Here is a 23,483-nt window from a genome sequence, read left to right on the forward strand (position 1 = left end):
AGGAAGTAGTTGCCGGTTCTACAGGGCGCGGCCGGGCGGTGTGACGGGCGCCGCACCATCGGGGTCCTGGAACGTGACCGGCGTCTCGAAAGCCGCCCTCCGCGTGGCCCGGCGGAGTGCCTTGAGGACCGTCGCGCCCAAAGTGAGGGTCAGGACGACGGTCACCGTGGCCCGCCCCAGGTCCCAGCCGAGGGAGGTGGCCAGGCAGTACGCGACGAACCGGGCCAGGTTGGTGTCCACGGCGTCTGCCGGGTCGAAGGCCACGCTCGACGACAGCGCGTCCATGAAGGGCCAGCCGGCCAGGTTCATGAACGTGCCGTACGCGAAGGCCGCGAGGAAGCCGTACGCGGCGAGCATCGCCAACTCGGCCCGGCCGCGCAGCCGGTCCGGACCCGGGAGCAGCCCCGCACCCATCGTGAACCAGCCCATCGAGAGCATCTGGAACGGCATCCAGGGCCCGACCCCGCCCGTGAGCAGCGCGGACGCGAACATCGTGACCGCCCCGAGCACGAAGCCGAATCCCGGCCCGAGCACCCGCCCGCTCAGCACCATCAGGAAGAACATCGGCTCGATCCCCGCCGTGCCGGCCCCGACCGGCCGCAGCGCCGCCCCGGTCGCGGCGAGCACCCCGAGCATGGCCACGGCCTTGGGGCCCAGCCCGGACTCGGAGATCGTCGCCGCCACGACCCCGACCAGCAGGACCAGCAGCCCGGCGAACAGCCACGGCGCGTCCTTCGAGTGGGCGCCGACCTGCGAGGTCGGACCGCTGAAGAAGGGCCAGGTGAGCGCGGCGAGACCGACGGCACCGACCAGGACGAGGGTGGCGACCGAGCGGGGGCCCAGACGGATGGGGCGGGCCTGGGGCTGGGGCGGCCGAGGCGGGAGGTTCATGAGCCCGCGCCCTCCGCCGGCCCGGACGCGTGGAGCGCCTCGCGCACCTGCGTCACGGTCAGCCACTTCTGCGGGGAGAGGACCTTGGTGACCTGCGGGGCGAAGGACGGGGAGGCGACGACGACCTCGGCCGTCGGGCCGTCGGCGACGGGTTCGCCGTCGGCGAGGATGACGACCCGGTGGGAGAGCTCGGCGGCCAGTTCGACGTCATGGGTGGCCAGGACGATGGCGTGACCCTCCGCCGCGAGCGACCGCAGGAGGGTGACCAGCCGGGACTTGGCCGCGTAGTCGAGGCCGCGGGTCGGTTCGTCGAGAAGGATCAGGGGCGGACGGGCGGTCAGCACGACGGCCAGGGCCAGCGTGAGCCGCTGCCCCTCCGAGAGGTCCCGTGGATGGGTGTCGTCCCCGATGCCCGGAAGCAGCTCGGACACCAGGGCCCGGCAGGTTCCCGGCCCGGCTCCCGCGTCGGTGTCCGCGGCCGCGCACTCGCCGGCCACGGTGTCCGCGTACAGCAGGTCCCGGGGCTCCTGCGGTACGAGGCCCACGCGGCGGACGAGCTCCGCGGGCGCCGTGCGGTGGGGCTGGACCCCGCCCACGCGTACGGTGCCCGCGGCGGGCGGGACGAGGCCGACGAGGGCGGACAGCAGCGTCGACTTCCCGGCGCCGTTACGGCCCATGAGCGCGACGGTCTCTCCGGGGGCGACGCTCAGGGTGACGTCGTGGAGCACCTCGGTGCGGCCGCGGCGGACGGCGAGGCCCTCGACCACCGCCGGGTGGACGTCGGCAGAGCTCTCCGGAGGGCGCCTGCCAAGGAGCCGAGGGCGCCGGGAGGGCTTCGGGCCGCTGATTGCGGGGGATACGGCTCCTGCGGCGGCCGGGTCGTCGTACGTGAGTGCCTCCAGGCGTTCCCGCAGTTCTCCCGCCCTCCGCCGGGCGTCCCGGACCGTCAGCGGCAGGGGAGACCATCCGTCGAGCCGGCCCAGGGCCACCACCGGCGGGTACACCGGCGAGACGGCCATGACCTCGGCGGGCGTACCCAGTACCAGTGGGGCGCCGGGGGACGGGAGGAGGGCGACCTGGTCGGCGTACTGGACGACGCGCTCCAGACGGTGTTCGGCCATGAGGACCGTCGTGCCGAGGTCGTGGACGAGACGCTGGAGGACGGCGAGGACCTCCTCCGCGGCGGCCGGGTCGAGGGCGGAGGTCGGTTCGTCGAGGACCAGGACCCTGGGGTGCGGGGTGAGGACCGAGCCGATCGCCACCCGCTGCTGCTGGCCGCCGGACAGGGTGGAGATGGGGCGGTCGCGCAGGTCGGCGAGACCGAGCAGGTCCAGGGTCTCCTCGATGCGGCGGCGCATCACGTCCGGCGCGAGCCCCAACGACTCCATTCCGTAGGCGAGTTCGTCCTCGACCGTGTCCGTCACGAAGTGCGACAGCGGGTCCTGGCCCACCGTGCCGACCACGTCGGCGAGTTCGCGCGGCTTGTGCGTGCGGGTGTCACGGCCCGCGACCGTCACGCGCCCGCGCAGGGTGCCGCCCGTGAAGTGCGGGACCAGACCGCTCACCGCGCCCAGGAGTGTCGACTTGCCGACCCCGGACGGCCCGACCAGCAGCACCAGCTCGCCCTCGGGAACGGTGAGTTCGATGTCGCGGACGGTGGGCTCCGACGCCCCGTCGTACGTCACGGAGACATCCTCGAAGCGGATCACGACGACTCCTTGCCGGTGCCCCCGGGAAGGGGAGCGGGGGATGGGACGGAGGCCGGGGCGGCCGGGGACGGGGCGATGAAGGCCGGGCCCAGGCCTAGCAGGATCGCCGCCGCGGGCCACAGCGGCAGCGCCGGCGCCGTCAGCGGGACGACGCCCGGATGCAGCGCCGCCGAGTCGTAGGAGGCGTACAGGATCAGCAGCGCCGCGACGGCCGCCCCGGACGCGGCGACGAGCCACGCGCGGACCCCCCACGCGTCCGGCCGGTACCGGGTGCGCAGCGACCGGCGGCCGCCGAGCCGCAGACCGCCCAGGGCCGCGGCGAGTCCGGCGAGCAGCACGGGCAGGCCGTAATTGCCGCCCTCCGCGGTGAGCAGGCCGTACGTCCCCGCGCAGACCCCGACCAGACCGCCGAGGGTGAGCGCGGCGGTGGTGCGGCGGACACCGGGCGCCACCTCGGCGGCACGGCCGTAACCCCGCGCGTCCATCGCCGCGGCGAGCGCCACCGAACGCTCCAACGCGCCCTCCAGGACCGGCAGTCCGACCTGGAGCAGGCCGCGCAGACCGTTGTCGGAGCGCCCTCGCAGGCGCCGGGCCGCGCGCAGCCGCTGGACGTCCGCGATCAGGTTCGGGGCGAAGGTGAGAGCGACGACCACGGCCACTCCCGCCTCGTACAGGGCCCCCGGGAGCGACTTGAGGAGACGGGACGGGTTCGCGAGGGCGTTCGCCGCGCCCACGCAGATGAGGAGCGTGGCGAGTTTCAGACCGTCGTAGAGGGCGAAGACCAGGCCCTCCGCTGTGACACGGCCACCGACGCGGATGCCCTGCGCCCAGTCGGGGAGGGGGAGTTCGGGGAGGGTGACGAGGAGATGCGTGCCCGGGACGGGGGAGCCGAGGAGGACGGCGAAGGCCAGCCGGATGGTTAGCACGGCGAGGGCGAGCTTGACGAAGGCGCCGTAGGAGCGGGCCCAGGGTGCCTCCGTCCTGCGCGCGGCCACCACGTAACCGGCCACGCCGACGAGCAGGGCGAGCAGGAGCGGGTTGGTGGTGTGGGACGCGGCGGTCCCAAGACCCAGGGCCCAGACCCACCAGGCGCCGGGATGCAGGGCGTTGGCACGCGTCGCCCGAGGGGCACGAAGGCGCCGCAGGACCCGGCGGGACACGCTGCCCGGTGCCGGTGCCGGTGCCGGTGCCTGTGCCTGTGCTCGCCCCACCCCGAGTTCCCTGTTGCCCTCCATCACGTACGTCCCGTCAGCCGCGACGCCGACGCGCCTGCCAGATCGCGGCCGCACCCAGTACGGCCACGGCGGCGGCCCCGGCCAGCAGGCCCACCGACGGTCCGCCGTCCCCGGACCCGCTCTGCTCGCCGGGCGGTGCGGAGGCCTTCGGACGGTCGCCCGACACGGCCTCGCCGCACCCCGTGCGGGGGTAGCCCTCGATGGCGCACAGCAGGGCGTTCGTGCCGTAGCGCAGCGGCTTGGCGACGGCGGCCAGGGCGTCGGCCGTCGTCGCGTCCTCGCCGACGCGGGCGCAGGCGGTGCGCGGGCCCGGCGGTGTCGAGCCGGCCGGGGCGTCCGCGGCCGTACCGAAGTCGAGGACGAGGGCGACCCGTTTCGTACCCTCCCGGGCGGGCGTCTTCGCGCAGATCGTCGCGAACTCGGCCGCCCCGCGGGGCTTGGCCGAGTCCTTCGAGTCCTCGCTCACCGAGAACCGGAAGCCCTGGACGTCTCCGTCGGACGGCCGCGCGGTCGACGGGCCCTGCGTCGCGTACACCCACGTACCGCCGTCGGCGTCCCGGTCCCAGAAGGACCAGTAGCGGTAGCCGGCCGCCTGGGCCTGCCCCGCCGTACCGAGTACGGCGAGCAGGAGGCCCAGGACCAGCAGGGCCGGGCGGCGGCGGGTCACAGCTGCTGCTTCCTGGTGCGGCCGCTGATGAGGAAGCCGACGCCGATGCCGCCGACCAGGCCGACCCCGACGATCCACCAGACGCTGACCCCGCCGTCGTCCTCGTTCCCGCCCTGCTCGTCCTTGCTGTCGGCCGGCGCGGCGGAGTCGCCGGAGGCCTCTGTCGCGGGGCCGGTCAGGCCGAGCTGCTTGACCAGGTCGGCCCCGCCGAAGTCGCTCGGGTCCGAACCGGTGGCGTGCGCCGCGAAGATCAGCTGCGCGTACGCGGCCGGGCCGCTCTTCGCCGCCCAGGCGTCGGCGTTCTTCTCCAGCCAGGCCAGCGGCTTCTTGGCGTCCGCCGCCCGGCCCGCCGCGGCGAGCGCGACGACCGTGTCGGCGGTGTTGCCGTAGTCGGGCTGGTCCTCGGCGCCGGGCAGGGAGGACTCCAGGTGGCCGGTCTTCGCGACCGCCCCGACCAGGTACCCGGCACCGTTGGCCGCCGCCTCGTCCAGGGTCACCGAGCCCTTGCCCGCACAGGTGGGGGCCTTGGGGGAGACGGGCTCGTCGTCCGGCTCCGCCGCCAGCCCCTCACCGAGCGCGCCGAGCACCCCGGCCGCTGTGGCGTCCGCGTTCGCCGCAAGCCCGCCCTTCTTGTCGGGCTGGAAGGCGAAGGCGCCCCCGCCGTCCTCGTCGCAGGGGACGGACAGCCCGCGCAAAGCGTCGTACGGCGTCCGGCCGCCCTTCGACCGCACGCCCTCCACGTCGGTGTCCGTGGCCTCCAGGGCCCCGATCACGACGGACGTCGAGTTGGTGTCGCTGGCCCCGCCGGGGAGGTAGCCCCAGCCGCCGTCCTTGTTCTGCACGGACTTCAGCCACTTCACGGCCGGGCCGGTCGCGGCGTCGTCCGCGTCGAGTTCCGCCAGGGCCTGGACGGCGGCGGCCGTGCTGTTCGTGTCGATCTGCGTCTTGGCGTCGCACTTCGCGGCCGGGTCCGCGCGGTAGGCCGCGAAGGCGCCGTTCGCGCACTGCTGTCCGGTGAGCCAGTCGACGGCCTTCGCCGCGGGCTTCACGCCCACCGTGTGCTGGGCGAGCAGCGCCAGCGACTGGCGCCAGACGCCGTCGTACGTGGGGTCGGTGCTGCCGTAGAGGCCCGTGGGGAGGGCCTGGGACGGGGATGCGGAGGGCGACTCGTCGGCGAGGGCGGCCGGCGCGAAGGCCGTGCCGATCACGGCGGTGGCGGCCAGGACCACGGCGCTGCGGCGGACAAACATGATCGGCGGGTGCCTCTCTGTGCTCACGGGTTCGCCCGCGGGGCGCCGCGGTCGGTGCCGGGTCGGCGACCGCGCTCGGGCCTTCGGGCCTTTGCACGTCCGCCGGCTCCGCACCGGCGCGTCCCCGCGGGGGAGCCGGGCAGCCCGGAGCACCGGGCGGCTCGGCTCCGTATGCCTCGACGGTGCCGGTCACCGGCGGTCCCGGTGACGCGAGCCGGTCACTTCCGCACGGGGCATTCCGGCTCACCGCCCGTCTCGACCGAGGGCGGCACACGGCTGCGGGTCAGCGCCGGTTTTGCACCGGCTTCCCCCCGTACGAGTGTGATGACGACCCGCTCACTGTACCGGCCCGTAGCAATGGCCCTCGGGCCCGGCCGGACGGGAGGCCGGCGGAGCTGTGCGCGCCGCTCACGGGTCCCGGGCCCGGGGGGCTCAGGGGCTGTGGGTGCGGTGGACCGCCGGCGGTACGGGGACCGTGGCCTGCGTGGGCTGGCACAGGACGAGGGCCAGGTCGTCGGCGGGGGCGGTTCCCGTGTGGGCGAGGAGCCGGAGGTAGAGGGTGTCGAGCGCCTCGTCGGGGAGCGGGTCGCGCAGGGCGTGGGCCGCCTCGGTGAGGACGGGGAAGAGCGTGCCGTCGGGAGCCCGCGCCTCGGTGAGACCGTCCGTGTAGAGGAGGAGACGGTCGCCGGGCTGGAGGCGTACGCGGTACTGGCGGGGATCTGGGCACAGACCCAACGGAAGGGCGGGGACGGCCGGTTCGAGGAGTTCGACGCGCTGGCCCGAGCGCAAGGGCGCCGGGTGCCCGCAGTTGACCAGGCGGACCTCGCCCGGGGCGAACTCGGCGAGGACGGCGGTGACGAAGTCCTCCGGGCCCAGGCCCGGCGCGAGGCGGCTGTCCAGGCTGGTGGCGACCGCCGTCAAGTCCCGTACGGTGTAGGCGAGTTCGCGGAACCCGGCCACCGTCTCGGCGGACAGCCGAACGGCTTCCAGGCCGTGTCCGCGCACGTCGCCGACGAGGACCCGCAGGCCGAACGCCGTCACCGCCACGTCGTACAGGTCACCGCCGACAGCCGACTCGCGCGCGGCGCAGTGGTAGCGCGTGGAGACATGCGTGCCGGCGAAGTCCCGGGAGAGCGGCCGCAGGACGGCCTCCTGGGTGATCCGCACGACCTCGCGCACCTCGGCTAGCCGGGCGGCGAGCCGGTCCCGCTGCCGCACCGCGTGCACGGTGAGCGCGCCGCCGAGCAGCAGCTGGACCAGCGTGACGGCGGGCGGCACCCGGTCCAGCAACAGTGCGGGCAGGGCGATGAGCACGCAGACCGCCGAAGGCGCGAGGAGCCGGCCCTCGGAGAGCTTGCCGAGGTGGCCGGACACTGCGGCCGCACGAGGCGGGCCGTGCCCGGAGGGTGTGTCGTTTCCGGAAGGCCCGCCGTGTCCGGGAGACCGGCGGTGCGACCGGAGCCGCCCCTGCGCACGGAGCTGCCCGTCCACCGGGAGCTGCCCGTCCGGGTGGTGCTGTCCGTCTGTGCCGTGCTGTCCGTCTGTGCGGGGATGCCCGTGTGCGCGAGGCTGCCCGCCCGTACAAGGTTGCCCGTCCGTACGGAGCTGCCGTGACCGCTTGCGGGGGAGTACCCGGTTCCACACCCGCGCCCACTTCCACTTCCGGGGCCCCGCGGAGCGATGTCCCGCCGCGTCCTCGCTGTCGCGGGTCATCCGCTCGCCCCGCTCTCTGTCCGCCACTGGACGACGGTCTCCGAATATCTCCCTCCGCACCCGCAACGACGGGGAGTTGATCGCATCTCTCCGGAATGTGCCCGGAAGTGACGGCGATGGACCGAGTTCGTGTCCGCATCACCGGAGCGGTGCGAAGCGTCCCGGTGACCGGGTCACACTGGCCCGGATGCGGGGTCCCACGGGGCTCGTCCGTGTGCCGTGCGGGGAGGGCGTTGCCGTGCCAGAGGACAGGACGACCGGCGGGCGGCCGGGAAATCTTCCGCCCGAGACACGGAGCTTCGTCGGCCGGCGCCCCGAACTGGCCCGGCTCGACGCGGTCCTGGGCCCGGCCGGGGATCGCGAGCGCCTGGTGACGCTCGTCGGGCCCGGCGGCGTCGGCAAGACCCGGCTCGCCCTGCGTGCCGCCCGCCGTGCCGCCCACCGGTATCCGGACGGCGTCTGGTTCGTGGAGCTCTCGCCGCTGCGGGCCCGGGGCCTGGTGGGCTTCGCCGTGATGGAGGCGCTGCGGCTCGCCGACCAGTCGACCCGTCCGGTGACCGAGGTGCTCGCGGAATGGCTGCGGGACAAGGACGTACTGATCGTCCTCGACTCCTGCGAGCACCTGCTTCCCGACTGCGTCGACCTGGCCCGCGCCCTGCTCCCCGCCGCACCGGGCCTGCGGCTCCTGACCACCAGCCGGGAACACCTCGGTCATCCGTCCGAACTCCGCGTCGAGGTCGCCCCGCTGCCGGTGAGGGAGGACGCCGGCCCCACGAGGCAGGCCAGGGCGTCCCCCGCAGCGGAGGACCGGGAGGGAGCGGTGCCCGTGCGGGAGGAGGCGGGCACGCCGGTAGGGGAGGACGCCGGTGACCGGGGTGGTCCCGGTGACGCGCTCGACCTGTTCGCGCAGCGGGCGGTCGAGGCGTGGCCCGGCTTCGTCCTCGACGGGGACTCCACCGGCACGGTCGCCGCCATCTGCCGTCGCCTGGACGGAATCCCCCTGGCCATCGAACTGGCCGCGGCCCGCCTCCCCGAACTCTCCCTCGGCGCGCTGGACGAACGGCTCGGCGAGCGTCTGCCGTCCCCACTGGACCTGCTCGCGTCGGGGCCGGGCGAGGGGCCGCTGCGGCACCGCACCCTGCGCACGGCCATCGGCTGGAGCCACGAACTGTGCGCGCCTCTGGAGCGGTTGCTGTGGGCCAGGCTCTCCGTGTTCACCGGCGGTTTCGACCTGGCCGCGGCCGAGGACGTCTGCGCCGGCGGCCCCCTGCCCGCCGGGCGGATCGCCGCCCTGCTCGAACGGCTCGTCGAGCAGTCCATCGTGCTGTGCCACCGCACGGCTGACGACCGCTTCCAACTCCTCGACAGTGTGCGCGAGTTCGGCGTCGACTGGTTGCGCGCCCTCGGCGAGGAGCGGGTCCTGCGGATGCGGCACCTCGACCGCTACCGGAGCCTCGCCCGCAGCGGCTGCGCGGAGTGGAACACCGGCCGCCAGGTGCTGTGGTGCGAGCGTACGGTCACCGAACACGCCAACCTGCGCACCGCCATGGACTACGCGCTGTCCGGGCACGACGGCCCGGGCGCCCTGAGCACGGCGGCCGACATCGGCTTCCTGTGGCGCCACTGCGGCTACCTGCGGGACGCGCAGCACTGCCTCGACCAGGTACTCACCGCCGATCCGGAGCCCGGCCCCGACTTCGTGCGCGCCCTGTGGGTGAGGGGGGCGGTCGCGCTCCTCCAGGGCGACCTGGACAGCGCCGAGCGCTGGGCGGCGGTCTGTACGGCGGCGTCCGTGGAACAGGGCGACCCCGTGGCGGTCGTCGCCGCCGCGTACCTCACCGGCGGGCACCTGCTCCTGCGCGGCAGGCTCGCCGAGGCGCTGGTGGTGTTCCGGGAGGCCGAACTGCTCCCGGTCCGCGACGACTGGCTGGGGTCCGCGCAGCTCCAGGTGCGGCTCGGGCTGTCCTTCGTCCACCTGCTGAGCGGTGACCTCGTCCGCTCCCGTGAGGTCGCCGACGAGGTGCGCGAGGAGAGCGCGCGGCGCGGCGAGTGCTGGGTGGGCGCCTTCGCCGACTGTTTCGTCGCCCAGGCCGACCTGGACGAGGGCGACCTCCCGGCGGCGGTGCGCAACGCCCGCACGGCCATCGTCGGGCACTCGCTGCTGAACAGCACGCTCGGTGTCGCCCTCACCCTCGACGTGCTGGCCTCGGCGGTCGTCGCGACCGGTGACGGGCATCGTGCGGCCCGCCTCCTCGCCGTCGGCCAGCGCGTCTGGGAGCGCGTCGGGAGCGTCCACATGCAGTCGCCGGACCTGATGTCCGCCCGCCGCGCCCGTGAACACCTGGTCCGCCGGGAGATCGGCGACGAGGCCTACACCGAGGCGTACGCGGAGGGACTGGCCATGTCGTACGAGCGGGGCATCGACTACGCGGTGGGCGGCGTCCCGGACCGCCGCCGCCCGGGCCCCTGAAGCACCGGCCGGCCGGACAGGGACTGCCGAAGCCCCGGCCCTCCGGGCAGCGGCAGTTGAGGCACGGGCCTTCCAGGCAGCGGCTGCTGACGTGTCGTCATACGGTCACGTACGTCACCGGATCGCTTCCCGTCACGGCTTCCGCACGCCCCAGTTTCACCAGGCGGCGCAGGTGGGCCTCCGCCTCCGAGACCGCGATGTTCCGGGAGCCGTACGGGATGTCGGACCAGGGGCGGTTCCACTCCATGAGCTCGGCGACCTGCCACACGGTGAGCGGGGTGCCGAGAAGGGAGAGGAGACCGGTGAGGCGGTCCTCGTGGTGGTCGAGCAACTCCCGCACGCGGGACGGGGCGTCGGTGAAGGCGTGCAGATGGGCGGGGAGCACCTCGGCCGGTCCGAGGCCGCCGACGCGTTCCAGGGAGTCGAGGTAGTCGCCGAGCGGATCGGGGACGGTGTCGTCGTCCGGGTCCTCGTACAGCCCGATGTGCGGGGTGATCCTCGGCAGGAGGTGGTCGCCGGAGAACAGGCGCCCGTGGCCCGGCAGCTGTGCCGGATGGTCCTCCTCCAGGTGCAGGCAGACATGGCCGGGCGTGTGGCCCGGGGTCCAGATCGCGCGCAGGCGCCGGCCGGCGAGGTCGAGGAGCTCGCCGGGGACGATCTCACGGTCGGGGAGCGCGGGGGAGAAGCCGGGGAACCGGGAGCGGGCGGTGCGCATCGGCGCCACGTGCTCCTCGGGCGCCCCCGCCGCCGTCAGCTTGTCCACCATGTAGGCGAACCAGCGCTCGGGCCGGGTCTCCCGGGTGCGCCGCACGATGGAGATGTCGGCGGCGTGCATGGCCACCCACGCGCCCGACGCCTCCCGCACCTTGGCCGACAGCCCGTGGTGGTCCGGGTGGTGGTGGGTGATCACCACTCCGTGGATCTCCCCGACCGCCGTCCCGCAGGCCGTCAGCCCGTCGGTGAGCGCGTCCCAGGATGCGGGAGCGTCCCAGCCCGTGTCGATCAGTACCGGTCCGCGGTCGGTGTCCACGACGTACACGAGCGTGTTGCCGAGGGGGTTGTCCGGGATGGGGACCTCGACGGACCGTACGCCTCCGCCGTGATCGGTCACCTGTGGCATGGGCTCCCCTGTCGCCGACTTCCGGTCACTATAACTAGAACCAGTTCCAATGGGAGCCCACGTCGCTCAACCGCCCCGCACGGCAGGAGGCGGAGCGAGCGAAGTGCTGTGAGCTCCGTGGACTCCTCCAAGTGGAACTGGTATCAGTTTCAGTGTCTGATGCACCGTCAGGAAATGTCCTCGGAGAGGCAGTCGGTCATGACCGAGCTCGTGGAACACGGACAGCTGTTCATCGGCGGGGAGTTGGCCGCTCCCCTGGGCCGGGACGTCATCGAGGTGGTCTCCCCGCACACCGAGGAGGTCATCGGCCGGGTGCCGCACGCCTCGCGGGAGGACGTCGACCGGGCCGTCGCGGTGGCGCGTACCGCCTTCGACGAGGGCCCCTGGCCGCGGATGTCCCTCGACGAGCGGATCGAGGTGGTCGGCCGGATCAAGGACGCCATCGCCGTACGGCACGAGGAGATCGCCCGGGTCATCTCCTCCGAGAACGGCTCCCCGTACTCCTGGAGCGTCCTCGCGCAGGCCCTCGGCGCGATGATGGTGTGGGACGCGGCGATCACCGTCGCACGGGACTTCACGTACGAGGAGACCCGCGATGGGGTGCTCGGGCGCATCCTCGTGCGGCGTGAGCCGGTGGGGGTCGTGGCGGCCGTCGCCCCGTGGAACGTCCCGCAGTTCGTGGCGGCGGCCAAGCTCGCGCCCGCGCTGCTGACCGGCTGCACGGTCGTGCTCAAGCCCTCGCCCGAGTCGCCGCTGGACGCGTACATCCTCGGCGAGATCGCGAAGGAGGCCGGACTGCCGGAGGGGGTCCTGTCGATCCTGCCGGCGGACCGCGAGGTCAGCGAGTACCTGGTCGGGCATCCCGGGATCGACAAGGTCTCCTTCACGGGCTCGGTCGCGGCCGGCCGGCGCGTCATGGAGGTCGCGTCGCGCAACCTCACCCGCGTCACACTGGAACTGGGCGGCAAGTCGGCCGCCCTGGTCCTGCCGGACGCGGACATCGAGACCGCCGTCCCGGGCATCGCCTCGGCCGCCTGGATGAACAACGGTCAGGCCTGCGTCGCCCAGACCCGCATCCTCCTGCCGCGCTCGCGCTACGACGAGTTCGCGGAGGCGTTCGCCGCGGCGGCGAACGCGCTGGTCGTCGGCGACCCGCTCGACCCGGCCACCCAGGTCGGCCCGCTGGTCGCGCAGCGGCAGCAGCAGCGCAGCCTCGACTACATCCGCATAGGCCAGGAGGAGGGTGCCAAGATCCTCGCCGGCGGCGGCCGCCCACCCGGCCTCGACCGCGGCTGGTACGTCGAGCCGACCCTCTTCGGCGACGTCGACAACTCCATGCGGATCGCGCGCGAGGAGATCTTCGGGCCCGTCATCTGCCTGCTCCCCTACGGCGACGAGGAGGAGGCGGTGAAGATCGCCAACGACTCCGACTACGGCCTGAGCGGCAGTGTCTGGACGGCCGACGTGGCCCGCGGCATCGACGTCGCCCGGCAGGTCCGCACCGGCACGTACTCCGTCAACACCTTCAGCCTCGACATGCTCGGCCCGTTCGGCGGTTACAAGAACTCGGGCCTGGGCCGCGAGTTCGGCCCCGAGGGCTACGGCGAGTACCTGGAGCACAAGATGATCCACCTGCCGGCCGGCTGGGAGGCCTGAGGGATGGGTGATCGCTGGCACGTCGAGGTCGACCGCTCCCTCTGCATCGGCTCGGCCCAGTGCACCCACCTCGCCCCGACGGACTTCCGCCTCGACTCCGCGATGCAGTCCCACCCCACGGACGCCGAGACGGACGCCAACGAGAAGGTTCTGGGGGCTGCGGAGGGGTGCCCGGTCGAGGCGATCACGATCTCCCTGCTGGGGAGCGGGGAGGCGGTGTTCCCGCCCGAGGAGTGAGTCCGCCGCGCCTGCCCGAAGTGCCCCGGGCTCCCTCCCGGTCGGTGACCCGGGAGCCTGTGCGAAACTCCGCGTCACGACCCCGGGCGCATCGCCCGGGGCTGTGGCGGACAGGGGGCGGGGATGCGCGCAGTGGCGCTGACGGCGGGTGCCGTGGTGGCGGCCGTACTGCTGACGGGGTGCGGCGGCGGGACCGATGACGGTGCCGGGTCCGAGTCGCCCCGTCCGAAGGAGAGTTCGACGTCCGCCTCGCCGGCGAAGGAGATGCGGCTGAGCCGCGCCACGGTGCAGCGGAACGTGCGGGTGGCCGTCGCCGCCGGAGGCTTCGACGGTGTCGACGACCGCAACGGGGAGCCCGCCCGCTGCCGGCTGATCGTCGGCGTGCGGACGAACGGCGAGCCGAAGCCGGCCGCCGTCTCGAAGGTGGTGGCCGACCTGAAGAGCCGCGGCTGGGAGCAGGTGTTCCGCAAGCCGGAGGACGGCGGCGCCACCTGGTTCCTGACGAGGGCGAACTGGGGCATGTACGTCTTCACGAGAGCCCTCTCGAAGGAGGACCCCGACGCTCCGCCGTTCACCATCTCCGCCACGCGGCTCGACTGCACCTCCGTCACGACTACCGCGTCTCCCTGACCTCCGTCAGGTCGATCAGCCGGCACACCGTCTCGATGTCGATCTTGACCTGGGCGATGGAGGCACGGCCGGAGAGCCAGGTGATCAGGGCCGAGTGCCAGGTGTGCTCGATGACGCGGACGGCGGAGAGCTGGGCGGGGGTGGGATCGTCGAGGCCCATGGCGTCGAGGATGATCACCGTCGTCTGCCGGGAGACCTGGTCGACCTCCGGGCTGACACTGCGGTCGGCGAACGTGAGGGCTCGGACCATCGCGTCGGCGAGATGCGGCTCGCGCTGAAGGGCGCGGAAGGCCCGCATCAGCGTCTCCGCCACCCGCTCCGCCGCCGTGTCACCGGCCGGCGGCTTCTTGCGGAGCGTCCCGTGCATGTGGGCCAGCTGGTCCTGCATGGTCGCGACCAGCAGATGCACCTTGGACGGGAAGTAGCGGTAGAGCGTGCCGAGCGCGACCTGCGAGGACTCCGCCACCTCCCGCATCTGTACCGCGTCGAAGCCGCCCCGGCTCGCCAGCTGCGCGCTCGCGTGCAGGATGCGCCGTCGTCGCGCCTCCTGGCGCTCGGTGAGCGGGGGAGTGACCGGCTGCGCCGCCCGTACGGGCGGCTGCGCGGCCTTCGCCGCACTCTTGGCTTCCGCAGGCATGGATCCCGTTCCGTGACGTTCGTACAACAGAGGGCGGTGGGGGCGGGTGGGTGACAGCAGAGTAGGGCCCCGTCGTGGCGTGAATCACCCGATCCACCGCTCACAGGAGGGCTACCTGCCGGTAGATTCGATGCTCCCTGAACGATCAAGTCTGAAACTTGTTCTAGATTACCGTCCCGAAGTAATCTCGCGGGAACGAGCTGGAAGAAGGGGGCCGAGAGTGACCCATGAGGCCATGGAGGCAGGCCTCCCTGCGGGCTCGGCCGCCGACGCCGACCGACCGCTGCGCATCGCGCTCCTCACCTATAAGGGGAACCCGTTCTGCGGCGGCCAGGGCGTCTACGTACGACACCTCTCGCGCGAGCTCGCCCGGCTGGGCCACCAGGTCGAGGTGATCGGCTCGCAGCCCTATCCCGTGCTCGACGAGGGTGAGGGACTCGACGGGCTCTCCCTCACCGAGCTGCCCAGCCTCGACCTGTACCGCCACCCCGACCCCTTCCGCACCCCCGGGCGCGACGAGTTCCGAGACTGGATCGACGCCGTCGAGGTCGCCGCGATGTGGACCGGCGGCTTCCCCGAGCCGCTGACGTTCTCCCTGCGTGCCCGCCGCCACCTGCGGGCCCGGCGCGGCGACTTCGACGTCGTGCACGACAACCAGACGCTGGGATACGGGCTGTTGGGTGACGTGGGCGCCCCGCTGGTCACCACCATCCACCACCCCATCACGGTGGACCGGCAGTTGGAGCTGGACGCCGCCGAGGGGCGACGCAGGCGCATGTCCGTCCGGCGCTGGTACGCGTTCACGCGCATGCAGAAGCGTGTCGCGCGCCGCCTGCCGTCCGTCCTGACCGTCTCCGGCACGTCCCGTCAGGAGATCGTCGACCACCTCGGTGTGCGAGACGACCGGATCCACGTCGTCCACATCGGCGCCGACACCGACCTCTTCTCACCCGATCCGTCCGTGCCGCAGGTGCCGGGCCGGATCGTCACGACGTCCAGCGCGGACGTCCCCCTCAAGGGCCTCGTCTTCCTCGTCGAGGCGCTCGCGAAGATCCGCACCGAGCACCCGGCCGCCCACCTCGTCGTCGTCGGCAGGCGTGCCGAGGACGGGCCCGTCGCCCAGCTCATCGAGCGGTACGGGCTCGAAGGCGCCGTCCGGTTCGTGAAGGGCATCTCGGACGCGGAACTCGTGGACCTCGTACGGTCCGCCGAAGTCGCCTGCGTTCCCTCCCTGTACGAGGGCTTCTCGCTGCCCGCCGCCGAGGCGATGGCGACCGGTACGCCGCTCGTGGCCACGACCGGCGGGGCCATACCGGAGGTCACCGGACCCGACGGCGAGGCCTGTCTGGCGGTCCCGCCCGGCGACGCGGGGGCGCTGGCCGCCGCGCTGAGCAGGCTGTTGGGCGACGCCGGTCTGCGTGAGCGGCTCGGCTCCGCCGGGCGCAGGCGCGTCCTGGAGCGGTTCACGTGGGCCAGGGCCGCGGAGGGCACGGCGGCCCGCTACCGCGAGGCGATAGCCACCCACCGCTCCGCGTCAGGAACCCCGAGCAGCCCCGCGCCCCGACCTCCCGCCCGCTCCGCGGCCGCACGGGACGCGGACCGCGCGCCCGCCGCCGCAGCCCCCTCGGCGTCGTCCGCAGCGGCGGACACGGCATCCGCCACGACAGCACCCGCGGCGCCCACCAGGACCTCGGGCGCGGCTTCCGCCACAGCGGCGCCCGCCCGGACGGCCGACAGGACGGCCGGCGCCCCCGCGTCCACGACGCCCGCCCCGGCCGACGCGCCGCCCGCCGTTTCCGCGAACCGCACGTCCGGCACCGCGTCGGCCGCCTCCGCGGACACGGTGGCCGCCACCCCCGCGGGCAACGGTTCCGCCCCCGTGAACCACACCCCCACCTCCGTGAACCACGCCCCCGCCCCCGTGGACACCCCTCACCGCGAAAGCAGGACCACGTGCTGACCGTCGACTTCTCCCGGTTTCCGCTTGCCCCGGGGGACCGTGTGCTGGATCTCGGGTGCGGGGCGGGACGCCACGCGTTCGAGTGCTACCGGCGCGGCGCCCAGGTCGTCGCGCTGGACCAGAACGCCGAGGAGATCCGCGAGGTCGCCAAGTGGTTCGCCGCGATGAAGGAGGCGGGCGAGGCACCGGAGGGCGCCACCGCCACCGCGATGGAGGGGGACGCGCTCCGGCTCCCCTTCCCCGACGAGTCGTTCGACGTCGTCATCATCTCCGAGGTGATGGAGCACATCCCGGACGACAAGGGGGTGCTCGCCGAGATGGTCCGCGTGCTCAGGCCCGGCGGGCGCATAGCCATCACCGTCCCGCGCTACGGGCCCGAGAAGGTCTGCTGGACACTGTCGGACGCGTACCACGAGGTCGAGGGCGGCCACATCCGCATCTACCGGGCCGACGAGCTGCTCGGCAAGATCCGTGAGGCGGGTCTGAAGCCGTACGGCACGCATCACGCCCACGCGCTGCACAGCCCCTACTGGTGGCTGAAGTGCGCGTTCGGCGTCGACAACGACAAGGCGCTGCCGGTGCGGGCGTACCACAAGCTCCTGGTCTGGGACATCATGAAGAAGCCCCTCGCGACCCGGGTCGCGGAGCAGGCGCTCAACCCGCTGATCGGCAAGAGTTTCGTGGCGTACGCGACCAAGCCGCACCTGCCCGCCGGCAGTGTGACCGACGAGGCTCCCGTGGACCCGGCGTCCACGGACGAGGCCACCGCGAACGCAGCCGCTGTGGACGCTTCGTGACGACACCGCGTACCGAACACCTCGTCCTGACCGGGGTGCTCACCGCGCAGGAGGCCGCGCAGACCGTCCGGGGCATCCTGGCCGTGCAGCGCGCCGACGGCGCCATCCCGTGGTTCCGAGGCCACCACCTCGACCCGTGGGACCACACCGAGGCCGCCATGGCCCTGGACGCGGCCGGCGAGCACGAGGCCGCCGCCCGGGCGTACGAGTGGCTGGCCCGGCACCAGAACGAGGACGGCTCCTGGTACGCCGCCTACGCCGACGGGGACGCCGCCGACGTCACCGACCGCGGCCGCGAGACCAACTTCTGCGCGTACATAGCCGTCGGCGTGTGGCACCACTACCTGGCGACCGGCGACGACGCCTTCCTGGACCGCATGTGGCCCTCGGTGTTCGCGGCGGTGGAGTTCGTCCTGGAACTCCAGCGGCCGGGCGGGCAGATCGGCTGGAAGCGTGAGGACGACGGCACGGCCGTCGGCGACGCGCTGCTCACCGGGAGTTCGTCCGTCCACCACGCCCTGCGCTGCGCGCTCGCCATCGCGGAGGAGCGCGAAGAGCCGCAGCCCGACTGGGAGTTGGCGCTCGGCGCGCTGCGCCACGCGATCCGCCGGCATCCCGAGCGGTTCCTCGACAAGAACCGCTACTCGATGGACTGGTACTACCCGGTGCTGGGCGGCGCGCTGACCGGCGCCGAGGCGAAGGAACGCATCGAGAGGGACTGGGACCGTTTCGTGGTCCCCGGGCTCGGTGTGCGGTGCGTGGTGCCGAACCCGTGGGTGACGGGCGGCGAGTCGGCCGAACTCGCCCTGGCCCTGTGGGCCGTGGGCGAGTCCGACCGTGCCCTGGAGATCCTGCAGTCGATCCAGCACCTGCGGGACCCGGGGTCGGGCCTGTACTGGACGGGCTATGTCTTCGACTCCAGGGCGATCTGGCCGGAGGAGCTCACCTCCTGGACGGCGGGCTCACTCCTCCTCGCCGTCGCCGCACTCGGCGGCGACGAGGCGACCTGCGCGGTCTTCGGCGGCGACCGCCTGCCGCTGGGACTGGACCCCGACTGCTGCCAGTAGGGGGACTGCTGTCGGCTGGGGCTCAGTGGCGGTGTACGCGGTTGGCGATCGCGTGCCCGATGAAGAGGTAGACGACGGCTGCGAGGCCGTAGCCCGCGACGACCCGTGCCCACTGCTCGTCGAACGTGAACAGGTCGTGCGACCAGCCCGCGAGCCAGCGGGCCGCGTCGTGGATGAACTGGACGAAGGCGTTGCCCTGGTTGGCGTCCAGTAGATACATCAGGATCCAGAGGCCGAGGATGACGGCCATGATGTCAGCAACGATCGCGACGACCGTACCGGCTTGATTGGAACCGTTGCGAGTTCGAGGGGACATGTCTTGCGGGTAGCCCTTGAATCCCGTATGAAACCTCACATCTGGTTCCGACCTCGGTCCGGGCCCTCTCGGAGGCCTCGCCAACAGGGCGCGGGGGGGCCGGACTTCGCTTCCGGTCCGAGTGCGGCGAGGCGGCCGAAGACCGTGTCGCGGCTCTCCTCACGATGGTTCAACAGCGCTTACTCTGGACTTCAACTGCCGTACGCCGTGAGGCGGTTCGGCGGTAAGCGCGGTCACCGACGATCCTGCCCCACAGTAGGGGGAGACGTTGTCCGCGAACAGAGCCCGAAGACCCGCCAGACCCGCCAGCACCGTCGGTCCCGCGAGAGCCACCGGGCCCGCGCCGTCCCCGGGGCCCGTCCGCCCCGCCGCTTCTCCCGCGGGGGAGCCCCGACTGGCCGTCGGCGGACCCGTACGGAGCCGGCTGCGCCGCACGCTGGCCCTCGCGCTGCCCGTCCCCGTCATCGGCCTCGTCCTGCTCCTGGCCTCCGGCCATCTGACGCTGCCGCTGGACCGGGTCGTCACCATCGACGCGAAGATGGCCTCCAAACGGGACTTCTTCGAGGACCCCGAAGTCCGCCGCATCCTGATGGAGCACGGCTTCCGGGTGAACATCACCCGCATGGGCTCCCGGGACATCGCCACCCAGGACGTCGAGGGGTACGACGTCGTCTTCCCCTCGGGGCAGCCCGCCGCCGACCTGATCACACGGGAACGTGCCAAGGCAGGGCGTCCCGTCCTCACCTACCGGCCCTTCGTCAGCCCCATCGTCCTCGCCACGTACCGGGAGTACGCCGAGACCCTGGACGACGTGGGCATCGCCGAACCCCAGCCCGGCGGTGCCGGCCGCCCGCTGTACTACACGCTCCACATGGACAAGTTCCTGAAGCAGACCAAGGAGGGAAAGCGCTGGAAGGACCTCGGGATCGAGAACCACGGCGTGCAGAACGGCAACAAGGTCCTCGCCCAGACCTCCGACGTCTGCGACTCCAACTCCGGCGGCACCTACCTCGGCCTCGTCTCCTTCGTGTGGCACCACAACGACGCCCCGAACAGCGACAAGGAGGCCGACGTCTACGCCCGCGCCGTCAAGGCCCTGCTCATCGAGCAGGGCCTGCCGGGCTCCGAGCGCGCCGAGACCTACCTGTCCGTCGACGGCAAGAGCATCGCCCCGATCTCGGTGATCTACGAGCACCAGTTCCTGGCCCACCAGATCCGGTACGAGGCCACGCACGGCAAGCCCGACAACGGCCGTGTCCTGCTCTACCCCTCGACCCGCTTCGTCACCGAACCCCAGCTCGTCGCCCTGACCGGCGACGGCGAGCGGCTCGGCGAACTGGTCACGAACAACCCCGAACTCCAGCACAAGGCGATGGAGTTGGGATTCCGCGTGCGGGACGCCACCAGTGGCTCGACCAGCGACCAGCTGGCCGCCTTTCTGGCGGAGCGCGGCATCCAGGTGCCGGTCACCTCGGCCGACGACACCAAGGCGGTCCTCCCGCGTCTGCCCCTCCTGGAGCGGATGATCCAGACCGTCGGCGACTGCCCGCCACCGCAGAAGAGCGCCAAGTGAGGGGCCGCCTGGGCATCCTGACGCTCTGTCTGCTCCTGACCGCGACCGGGACAGCTGCCTGCTCCGGCGGCGACGAGGACCGGACCACCCTGCGCGTCCTCGCGGGCCCCGACCTCGCCGTACTGGAGCCGCTCCTGGGCGAGTTGAGGGCCGAGACCGGTGTCGAACTCGACATGGACTACCAGACCGACGCCGACACCGGCGACGCGCTGGCCGCCACCGGAAGGAACAGCGGCGGGCACGAGCTGGCCTGGCTCTCCACCGACCGCTCCTTCCGGCTGAGGCACCGGGACGCCGCCCGGCGGATGCCGCGCACCCCGACCATGCTCTCCCCGGTCGTCGTCGGCCTGCGCCCGGACGCCGCACGCGAACTGCGCGCCGGCTCCCCGGGATCCCGCCTCAGCTGGGCCGACCTCGCCGACGCCGCCGCCACCGGCACCGTGCGCTTCGGCATGGCCGACCCCCGGCGGACGGGCACCGGCCTCGCCGCGCTCGTCGGCGTCGCCACCGCGGCGGCCGGCACCGGCGGCGCCCTGCGCGAGGACGACGTCTCCTGCGACCGCCTGCGCGGCTTCCGCTCCGGGCAGCGGCTCACCGCGGCCTCCACCCGCGACCTGCTCGACGACTTCGTCGCCCACCCCGGCACGGCGAACGCGCTCATCACCTACGAGTCCGACCTGCTCGCCCTCAACGCCGGCGGCCGCCTGAAGGAGAAGCTGGAGATCGTGCGCCCGCAGGACGGCACCGTCCTCGCCGACTTCCCGCTGCTCCTCCTCGACCCGGAGCGGCGGCCCGCGTACGACAAGGTCGTGGAGTGGCTCCGGCGGGACTCCGTACAGGAGAAGATCATGCGGACGGCGCTGCGGCGCCCGGTGAACCCCTCGGTCGCCCGGGAAGGCGGGCTGCGCACACCGGTCGGCAACGCGCTCTACTTCCCCGACCGGCCGGGCGTCCTGGAACGCCTGCTCGACGACTACGGCGACCCCCGCCGCCGCGTCGCGAGCCAGGTGATCTTCCTGCTCGACTTCTCCGGGTCGATGCGCGGCGAACGCATGGCGGAGCTGCGGGAGGCCTTCGCCGCCCTCAGCGGCGCGGACACCTCGGCGAAGGGCGGGTTCGCGCGGTTCTACCAGGGCGAACGGCTGACCGTCGTACGGTTCGGCGAGCGGATCCTGGAGGAGCGGACCATCACCGTCCGCGGACAGAAGGCCGGACAGGCGGATCTCAGGGCACTCGCCGACGTCGTGGCGCGCGGCGGTTACGGCGACGCGACCGCCGTCTGGACGGCGCTCGACCACGGCTACCGCACGGCCTCCTCCGCGGTGGCGGCCGAACCCGGACGCCCCCTGTCCATCGTGCTGATGACGGACGGCGAGAACAACGCGGGCCTCGCGTACGAGGAGTTCGTACGCCGCTACGAGGCCCGGCCCGCCAGAACCCGGACCGCGGTCCACACCTACCCCGTGCACTTCGGCGAGGCCGACGCCGGGGCACTGCGGCGCGCCGCGGCGAAGACCGGCGGGCGCATGGTGGACGCGCGGGACTCATCCCTTTCCGAGGCGTTCAAGGAGATCCGTGGCTGTCGTTGACGCGCAGTGGTGGGGTGTGTGGTGGCCGTGGATGACGGTGTGGCTCGTCACCGCAGCCGGTCTGGTGACGCTCGCCGTCGTGCTGGTGCGGCACGTCCGCGAGCGCAGACGGCGGACCGTCGGGCAGCGGTCCGCGTACAGCGTCTGCTTCTACCTGGACGAGAAGGCGGTGATGGACCTCTACCGCATCGGCAACTACAGCGCGGCTCTGGAACAGGCCGTCGAGCACCGGACCAACGTCAACACCAGTGTGGGCCTCGTGGGCAGGCTGCTGCCGTGGACGGTCAAGGCCAACCGGGACGTCTCCCAGGAGAAGTTCAGCAGCTACGTGCAGAAGAGCGAGCCGATCTCCGTGATCGGGATGCTGATGGACGCCTTCGAACGGGCCGACGTCATCGTCCACGCGGACCTGCGCTCCGGGGACATCACCCCGAACCGCGCCCTCGCGGACGCGCTCGGCCCCGACGCCGGCCGGGGCGGCGTCGCGCTGAGCGACATCGAGGAGTTCGTCTCGGTCCGCGGCCGTTTCCTGGTGGAGTCGGAGACCGCGGAGGAGATCGTGCTGCGCGCCCCGTACGGCGATCCCGGGGAGCCTGCCCACGTCCGTGTCACGTGCGCCGCGGGAGGTCTGCGCAACGAGCGCCTCAACAGCGGGACGTTCCAGGCCCGTTGCCTCGGAAAGATGACCGGCTGGCGACCGGACAGCCGCGAGGTGACGCTGGAGGCCATAGCCATCTTCCGCTGACCCCGAGCCCCGAGGGACCGCTCTCGAAGAGGCGCGTCCCGAAGGGGCGCGGGGAACTGCGCGCCCAGCCACAAGGCACCCGCAGACGATGGCCGGCGCACAGCGGAGCGTCTCAGTTGAGCTCGGCCAGCGTCCGCAGCGTGAGCCGGTCCGGCGACAGGAGGAGCAGGTCGGTCACCGGCCCCTTGCGCCACAACTCCAGCCGCTCCGCGATCCGTTCACGCGGGCCGACCAGGGAGATCTCGTCGGCGAAGGCGTCCGGCACGGCGAGCACGGCCTCCTCGCGGCGGCCCGCGAGGAACAGCTCCTGGATGCGGCGGGCCTCCTCCTCGAAGCCCATCCGCGCCATCAGGTCCGCGTGGAAGTTGCGGGCCGCATGCCCCATGCCGCCGATGTAGAAGCCGAGCATCGCCTTCACGGGCAGCAGCCCCTCGGAGACGTCGTCACAGACCTGCGCCCGGGCCATGGGCGCGATGAGGAAGCCCTCGGGAGCCGCGGCGAGGGAGGCCTCGTACACGTCCGTCCTCGTCGGCGACCAGTACAGCGGCAGCCAGCCGTCGGCGATCCGGGTCGTCTGCGCGATGTTCTTCGGCCCCTCGGCCCCCAGCAGGACGGGCAGTTCGGACCGGAGCGGATGCGTGATCGGCTTGAGGGCCTTGCCCAGTCCCGTACCGTCCGCTCCCCGGTACGGGTGGGAGTGGAAGCGCCCGTCCAGCTCGACCGGGGCCTCGCGCCTGAGGACCTGGCGTACGACGTCGACGTACTCACGGGTCGCCGTGAGCGGTGACTTGGGGAACGGCCGCCCGTACCAGCCCTCCACGACCTGCGGACCCGAGAGCCCGAGCCCGAGCATCACGCGTCCGCCGGAGAGGTGGTCGAGGGTGAGCGCGTGCATCGCGGTCGTGGTGGGGGAGCGGGCCGCCATCTGGGCGATCGCCGTACCCAGCTTGATCCTTGATGTCTGCGCGGCGATCCAGGTCAGCGGGGTGAAGACGTCGGAGCCCCAGGACTCGGCGGTCCACACCGAGTCGTAGCCGAGCCGCTCGGCCTCCTGGGCGAGGGGCACGTGGTCCGCGGAGGGGCCGCGGCCCCAGTAGCCGAGGGCGAGTCCGAGCCGCATACACCACTCCTGACGATCCGTCAGATACCTGGTCGTCCGGCCGACTTTACGGGAACGGCCCCCCGCCCGGAAGAGCTCCGAAGAGCTCTTGGGGCGAAGGG

21 protein-coding genes and 1 riboswitch are annotated in these 23,483 nt (G+C 72.9%); of the genes, 11 read left to right on the forward strand and 10 right to left on the reverse strand.

All coding sequences use genetic code 11. The features are described 5' to 3' along the window. Positions 1-18: 18 nt before the first annotated feature. The 6 genes from O1Q96_RS09265 to O1Q96_RS09290 form a co-directional block, all read right to left on the reverse strand. Positions 19-891, reverse strand: coding sequence for an ECF transporter S component (locus O1Q96_RS09265; protein WP_269247700.1), 873 nt, complete (start codon positions 889-891; stop codon positions 19-21). After that, positions 888-2,600, reverse strand: coding sequence for an ABC transporter ATP-binding protein (locus O1Q96_RS09270; RefSeq protein WP_269247701.1), 1,713 nt, complete (start codon positions 2,598-2,600; stop codon positions 888-890). The genes O1Q96_RS09265 and O1Q96_RS09270 overlap by 4 nt, the downstream gene beginning before the upstream one ends. Continuing rightward, positions 2,597-3,835 carry a CbiQ family ECF transporter T component gene (locus tag O1Q96_RS09275; protein ID WP_419586583.1) on the reverse strand — a complete coding sequence of 413 codons (1,239 nt, stop codon included), beginning with the start codon at positions 3,833-3,835 and terminating at the stop codon, positions 2,597-2,599. Before O1Q96_RS09275 ends, O1Q96_RS09270 begins: the two co-directional genes overlap by 4 nt. Positions 3,836-3,848: 13 nt before the next feature. After that, positions 3,849-4,502 (reverse strand): SCO2322 family protein, encoded by a 654-nt coding sequence (locus O1Q96_RS09280; protein ID WP_269247702.1) that lies wholly within the window; start codon positions 4,500-4,502, stop codon positions 3,849-3,851. Next, a complete protein-coding gene (locus O1Q96_RS09285) occupies positions 4,499-5,752 on the reverse strand; it encodes an SCO2321 family membrane protein (RefSeq protein ID WP_269253543.1) in 1,254 nt (417 codons plus the stop codon). Before O1Q96_RS09285 ends, O1Q96_RS09280 begins: the two co-directional genes overlap by 4 nt. Positions 5,753-5,983: 231 nt before the next feature. Next, positions 5,984-6,063: riboswitch (cobalamin riboswitch) on the reverse strand. A 121-nt stretch (positions 6,064-6,184) separates the two neighbouring features. Further along, positions 6,185-7,126 carry a PP2C family protein-serine/threonine phosphatase gene (locus O1Q96_RS09290; protein WP_269247703.1) on the reverse strand — a complete coding sequence of 314 codons (942 nt, stop codon included), beginning with the start codon at positions 7,124-7,126 and terminating at the stop codon, positions 6,185-6,187. A 75-nt stretch (positions 7,127-7,201) separates the two neighbouring features. On the opposite strand from O1Q96_RS09290, the gene O1Q96_RS09295 reads away from it, so the two are divergent. Both O1Q96_RS09295 and O1Q96_RS09300 read left to right on the forward strand, forming a co-directional pair. Further along, on the forward strand, positions 7,202-7,366 hold the full coding sequence (locus tag O1Q96_RS09295) for a hypothetical protein (RefSeq protein WP_269247704.1): 165 nt from the start codon (positions 7,202-7,204) through the stop codon (positions 7,364-7,366). Between the two features lie 337 nt (positions 7,367-7,703). Beyond that, entirely contained in the window at positions 7,704-9,935 is a 2,232-nt protein-coding gene (locus tag O1Q96_RS09300) for an ATP-binding protein (RefSeq protein WP_269247705.1), read from the forward strand. A gap of 97 nt (positions 9,936-10,032) precedes the next feature. Here O1Q96_RS09300 and O1Q96_RS09305 read toward each other — a convergent pair whose 3' ends face one another. Beyond that, on the reverse strand, positions 10,033-11,055 hold the full coding sequence (locus O1Q96_RS09305) for a Strvi_7410 family MBL fold metallo-hydrolase (protein ID WP_269247706.1): 1,023 nt from the start codon (positions 11,053-11,055) through the stop codon (positions 10,033-10,035). Positions 11,056-11,253: 198 nt separating this feature from the next. Between O1Q96_RS09305 and O1Q96_RS09310 the strand changes: the two genes are divergently transcribed. The 3 genes from O1Q96_RS09310 to O1Q96_RS09320 all read left to right on the forward strand — a co-directional run bounded on the left by O1Q96_RS09310 (position 11,254) and on the right by O1Q96_RS09320 (position 13,578). Continuing rightward, positions 11,254-12,711: an aldehyde dehydrogenase gene (locus tag O1Q96_RS09310; RefSeq protein ID WP_269247707.1), complete on the forward strand. Its 1,458-nt coding sequence runs from the start codon at positions 11,254-11,256 to the stop codon at positions 12,709-12,711. A gap of 3 nt (positions 12,712-12,714) precedes the next feature. Next, positions 12,715-12,948: a ferredoxin gene (locus tag O1Q96_RS09315; protein ID WP_269247708.1), complete on the forward strand. Its 234-nt coding sequence runs from the start codon at positions 12,715-12,717 to the stop codon at positions 12,946-12,948. 123 nt (positions 12,949-13,071) lie between these two features. Then, positions 13,072-13,578 (forward strand): hypothetical protein, encoded by a 507-nt coding sequence (locus O1Q96_RS09320; protein ID WP_269247709.1) that lies wholly within the window; start codon positions 13,072-13,074, stop codon positions 13,576-13,578. Here the strand turns inward: O1Q96_RS09320 and O1Q96_RS09325 are convergent. Further along, entirely contained in the window at positions 13,562-14,215 is a 654-nt protein-coding gene (locus O1Q96_RS09325) for a TetR family transcriptional regulator (protein WP_217452439.1), read from the reverse strand. The two genes, O1Q96_RS09320 and O1Q96_RS09325, sit on opposite strands and share 17 nt — an antisense overlap. A 220-nt stretch (positions 14,216-14,435) precedes the next feature. Here O1Q96_RS09325 and O1Q96_RS09330 point away from each other — a divergent pair, with 220 nt between their 5' ends. From O1Q96_RS09330 to O1Q96_RS09340, 3 genes are read left to right on the forward strand one after another with little or no spacing between them, the layout of a single operon-like run. Next, the gene (locus tag O1Q96_RS09330) at positions 14,436-16,175 is read left to right on the forward strand and encodes a glycosyltransferase family 4 protein (RefSeq protein ID WP_419586589.1); all 1,740 of its coding nucleotides are present in this window, start codon (positions 14,436-14,438) and stop codon (positions 16,173-16,175) included. Next, the gene (locus tag O1Q96_RS09335) at positions 16,169-16,972 is read left to right on the forward strand and encodes a class I SAM-dependent methyltransferase (protein ID WP_269247710.1); all 804 of its coding nucleotides are present in this window, start codon (positions 16,169-16,171) and stop codon (positions 16,970-16,972) included. Before O1Q96_RS09330 ends, O1Q96_RS09335 begins: the two co-directional genes overlap by 7 nt. Then, entirely contained in the window at positions 16,969-18,039 is a 1,071-nt protein-coding gene (locus O1Q96_RS09340) for a prenyltransferase/squalene oxidase repeat-containing protein (protein WP_269247711.1), read from the forward strand. The genes O1Q96_RS09335 and O1Q96_RS09340 overlap by 4 nt, the downstream gene beginning before the upstream one ends. A 22-nt stretch (positions 18,040-18,061) precedes the next feature. On the opposite strand, the gene O1Q96_RS09345 is transcribed toward O1Q96_RS09340, so the two are convergent. After that, complete coding sequence (locus tag O1Q96_RS09345) at positions 18,062-18,355, reverse strand: hypothetical protein (RefSeq protein ID WP_269247712.1); 294 nt, start codon at positions 18,353-18,355, stop codon at positions 18,062-18,064. A gap of 268 nt (positions 18,356-18,623) precedes the next feature. Between O1Q96_RS09345 and O1Q96_RS09350 the strand changes: the two genes are divergently transcribed. From O1Q96_RS09350 to O1Q96_RS09360, 3 genes are read left to right on the forward strand one after another with little or no spacing between them, the layout of a single operon-like run. Further along, positions 18,624-19,928: a hypothetical protein gene (locus O1Q96_RS09350; RefSeq protein ID WP_269247713.1), complete on the forward strand. Its 1,305-nt coding sequence runs from the start codon at positions 18,624-18,626 to the stop codon at positions 19,926-19,928. Then, entirely contained in the window at positions 19,925-21,517 is a 1,593-nt protein-coding gene (locus O1Q96_RS09355) for a VWA domain-containing protein (RefSeq protein ID WP_269247714.1), read from the forward strand. Before O1Q96_RS09350 ends, O1Q96_RS09355 begins: the two co-directional genes overlap by 4 nt. Further along, a complete protein-coding gene (locus tag O1Q96_RS09360) occupies positions 21,504-22,262 on the forward strand; it encodes a hypothetical protein (RefSeq protein WP_269247715.1) in 759 nt (252 codons plus the stop codon). The genes O1Q96_RS09355 and O1Q96_RS09360 overlap by 14 nt, the downstream gene beginning before the upstream one ends. A 112-nt stretch (positions 22,263-22,374) precedes the next feature. Here the strand turns inward: O1Q96_RS09360 and O1Q96_RS09365 are convergent, their stop codons facing one another. After that, the gene (locus O1Q96_RS09365) at positions 22,375-23,382 is read right to left on the reverse strand and encodes an LLM class F420-dependent oxidoreductase (protein WP_269247716.1); all 1,008 of its coding nucleotides are present in this window, start codon (positions 23,380-23,382) and stop codon (positions 22,375-22,377) included. Between the last annotated feature and the right edge of the window lie 101 nt (positions 23,383-23,483).

The sequence above is a fragment of the Streptomyces aurantiacus genome, assembly GCF_027107535.1.
GTDB lineage: Bacteria > Actinomycetota > Actinomycetes > Streptomycetales > Streptomycetaceae > Streptomyces.

What these genes read in the sequence shown, in the direction of transcription:
- O1Q96_RS09320 (WP_269247709.1), top strand. Translation starts at nt 13,072, where the DNA reads ATGCGCGCAGTGGCGCTGACGGCGGGTGCCGTGGTGGCGGCCGTACTG.
- O1Q96_RS09345 (WP_269247712.1), bottom strand. Translation starts at nt 18,355, where the DNA reads ATGTCCCCTCGAACTCGCAACGGTTCCAATCAAGCCGGTACGGTCGTC.
- O1Q96_RS09285 (WP_269253543.1), bottom strand. Translation starts at nt 5,752, where the DNA reads ATGTTTGTCCGCCGCAGCGCCGTGGTCCTGGCCGCCACCGCCGTGATC.
- O1Q96_RS09325 (WP_217452439.1), bottom strand. Translation starts at nt 14,215, where the DNA reads ATGCCTGCGGAAGCCAAGAGTGCGGCGAAGGCCGCGCAGCCGCCCGTA.
- O1Q96_RS09315 (WP_269247708.1), top strand. Translation starts at nt 12,715, where the DNA reads ATGGGTGATCGCTGGCACGTCGAGGTCGACCGCTCCCTCTGCATCGGC.
- O1Q96_RS09365 (WP_269247716.1), bottom strand. Translation starts at nt 23,382, where the DNA reads ATGCGGCTCGGACTCGCCCTCGGCTACTGGGGCCGCGGCCCCTCCGCG.
- O1Q96_RS09265 (WP_269247700.1), bottom strand. Translation starts at nt 891, where the DNA reads ATGAACCTCCCGCCTCGGCCGCCCCAGCCCCAGGCCCGCCCCATCCGT.
- O1Q96_RS09310 (WP_269247707.1), top strand. Translation starts at nt 11,254, where the DNA reads ATGACCGAGCTCGTGGAACACGGACAGCTGTTCATCGGCGGGGAGTTG.
- O1Q96_RS09305 (WP_269247706.1), bottom strand. Translation starts at nt 11,055, where the DNA reads ATGCCACAGGTGACCGATCACGGCGGAGGCGTACGGTCCGTCGAGGTC.
- O1Q96_RS09275 (WP_419586583.1), bottom strand. Translation starts at nt 3,835, where the DNA reads ATGGAGGGCAACAGGGAACTCGGGGTGGGGCGAGCACAGGCACAGGCA.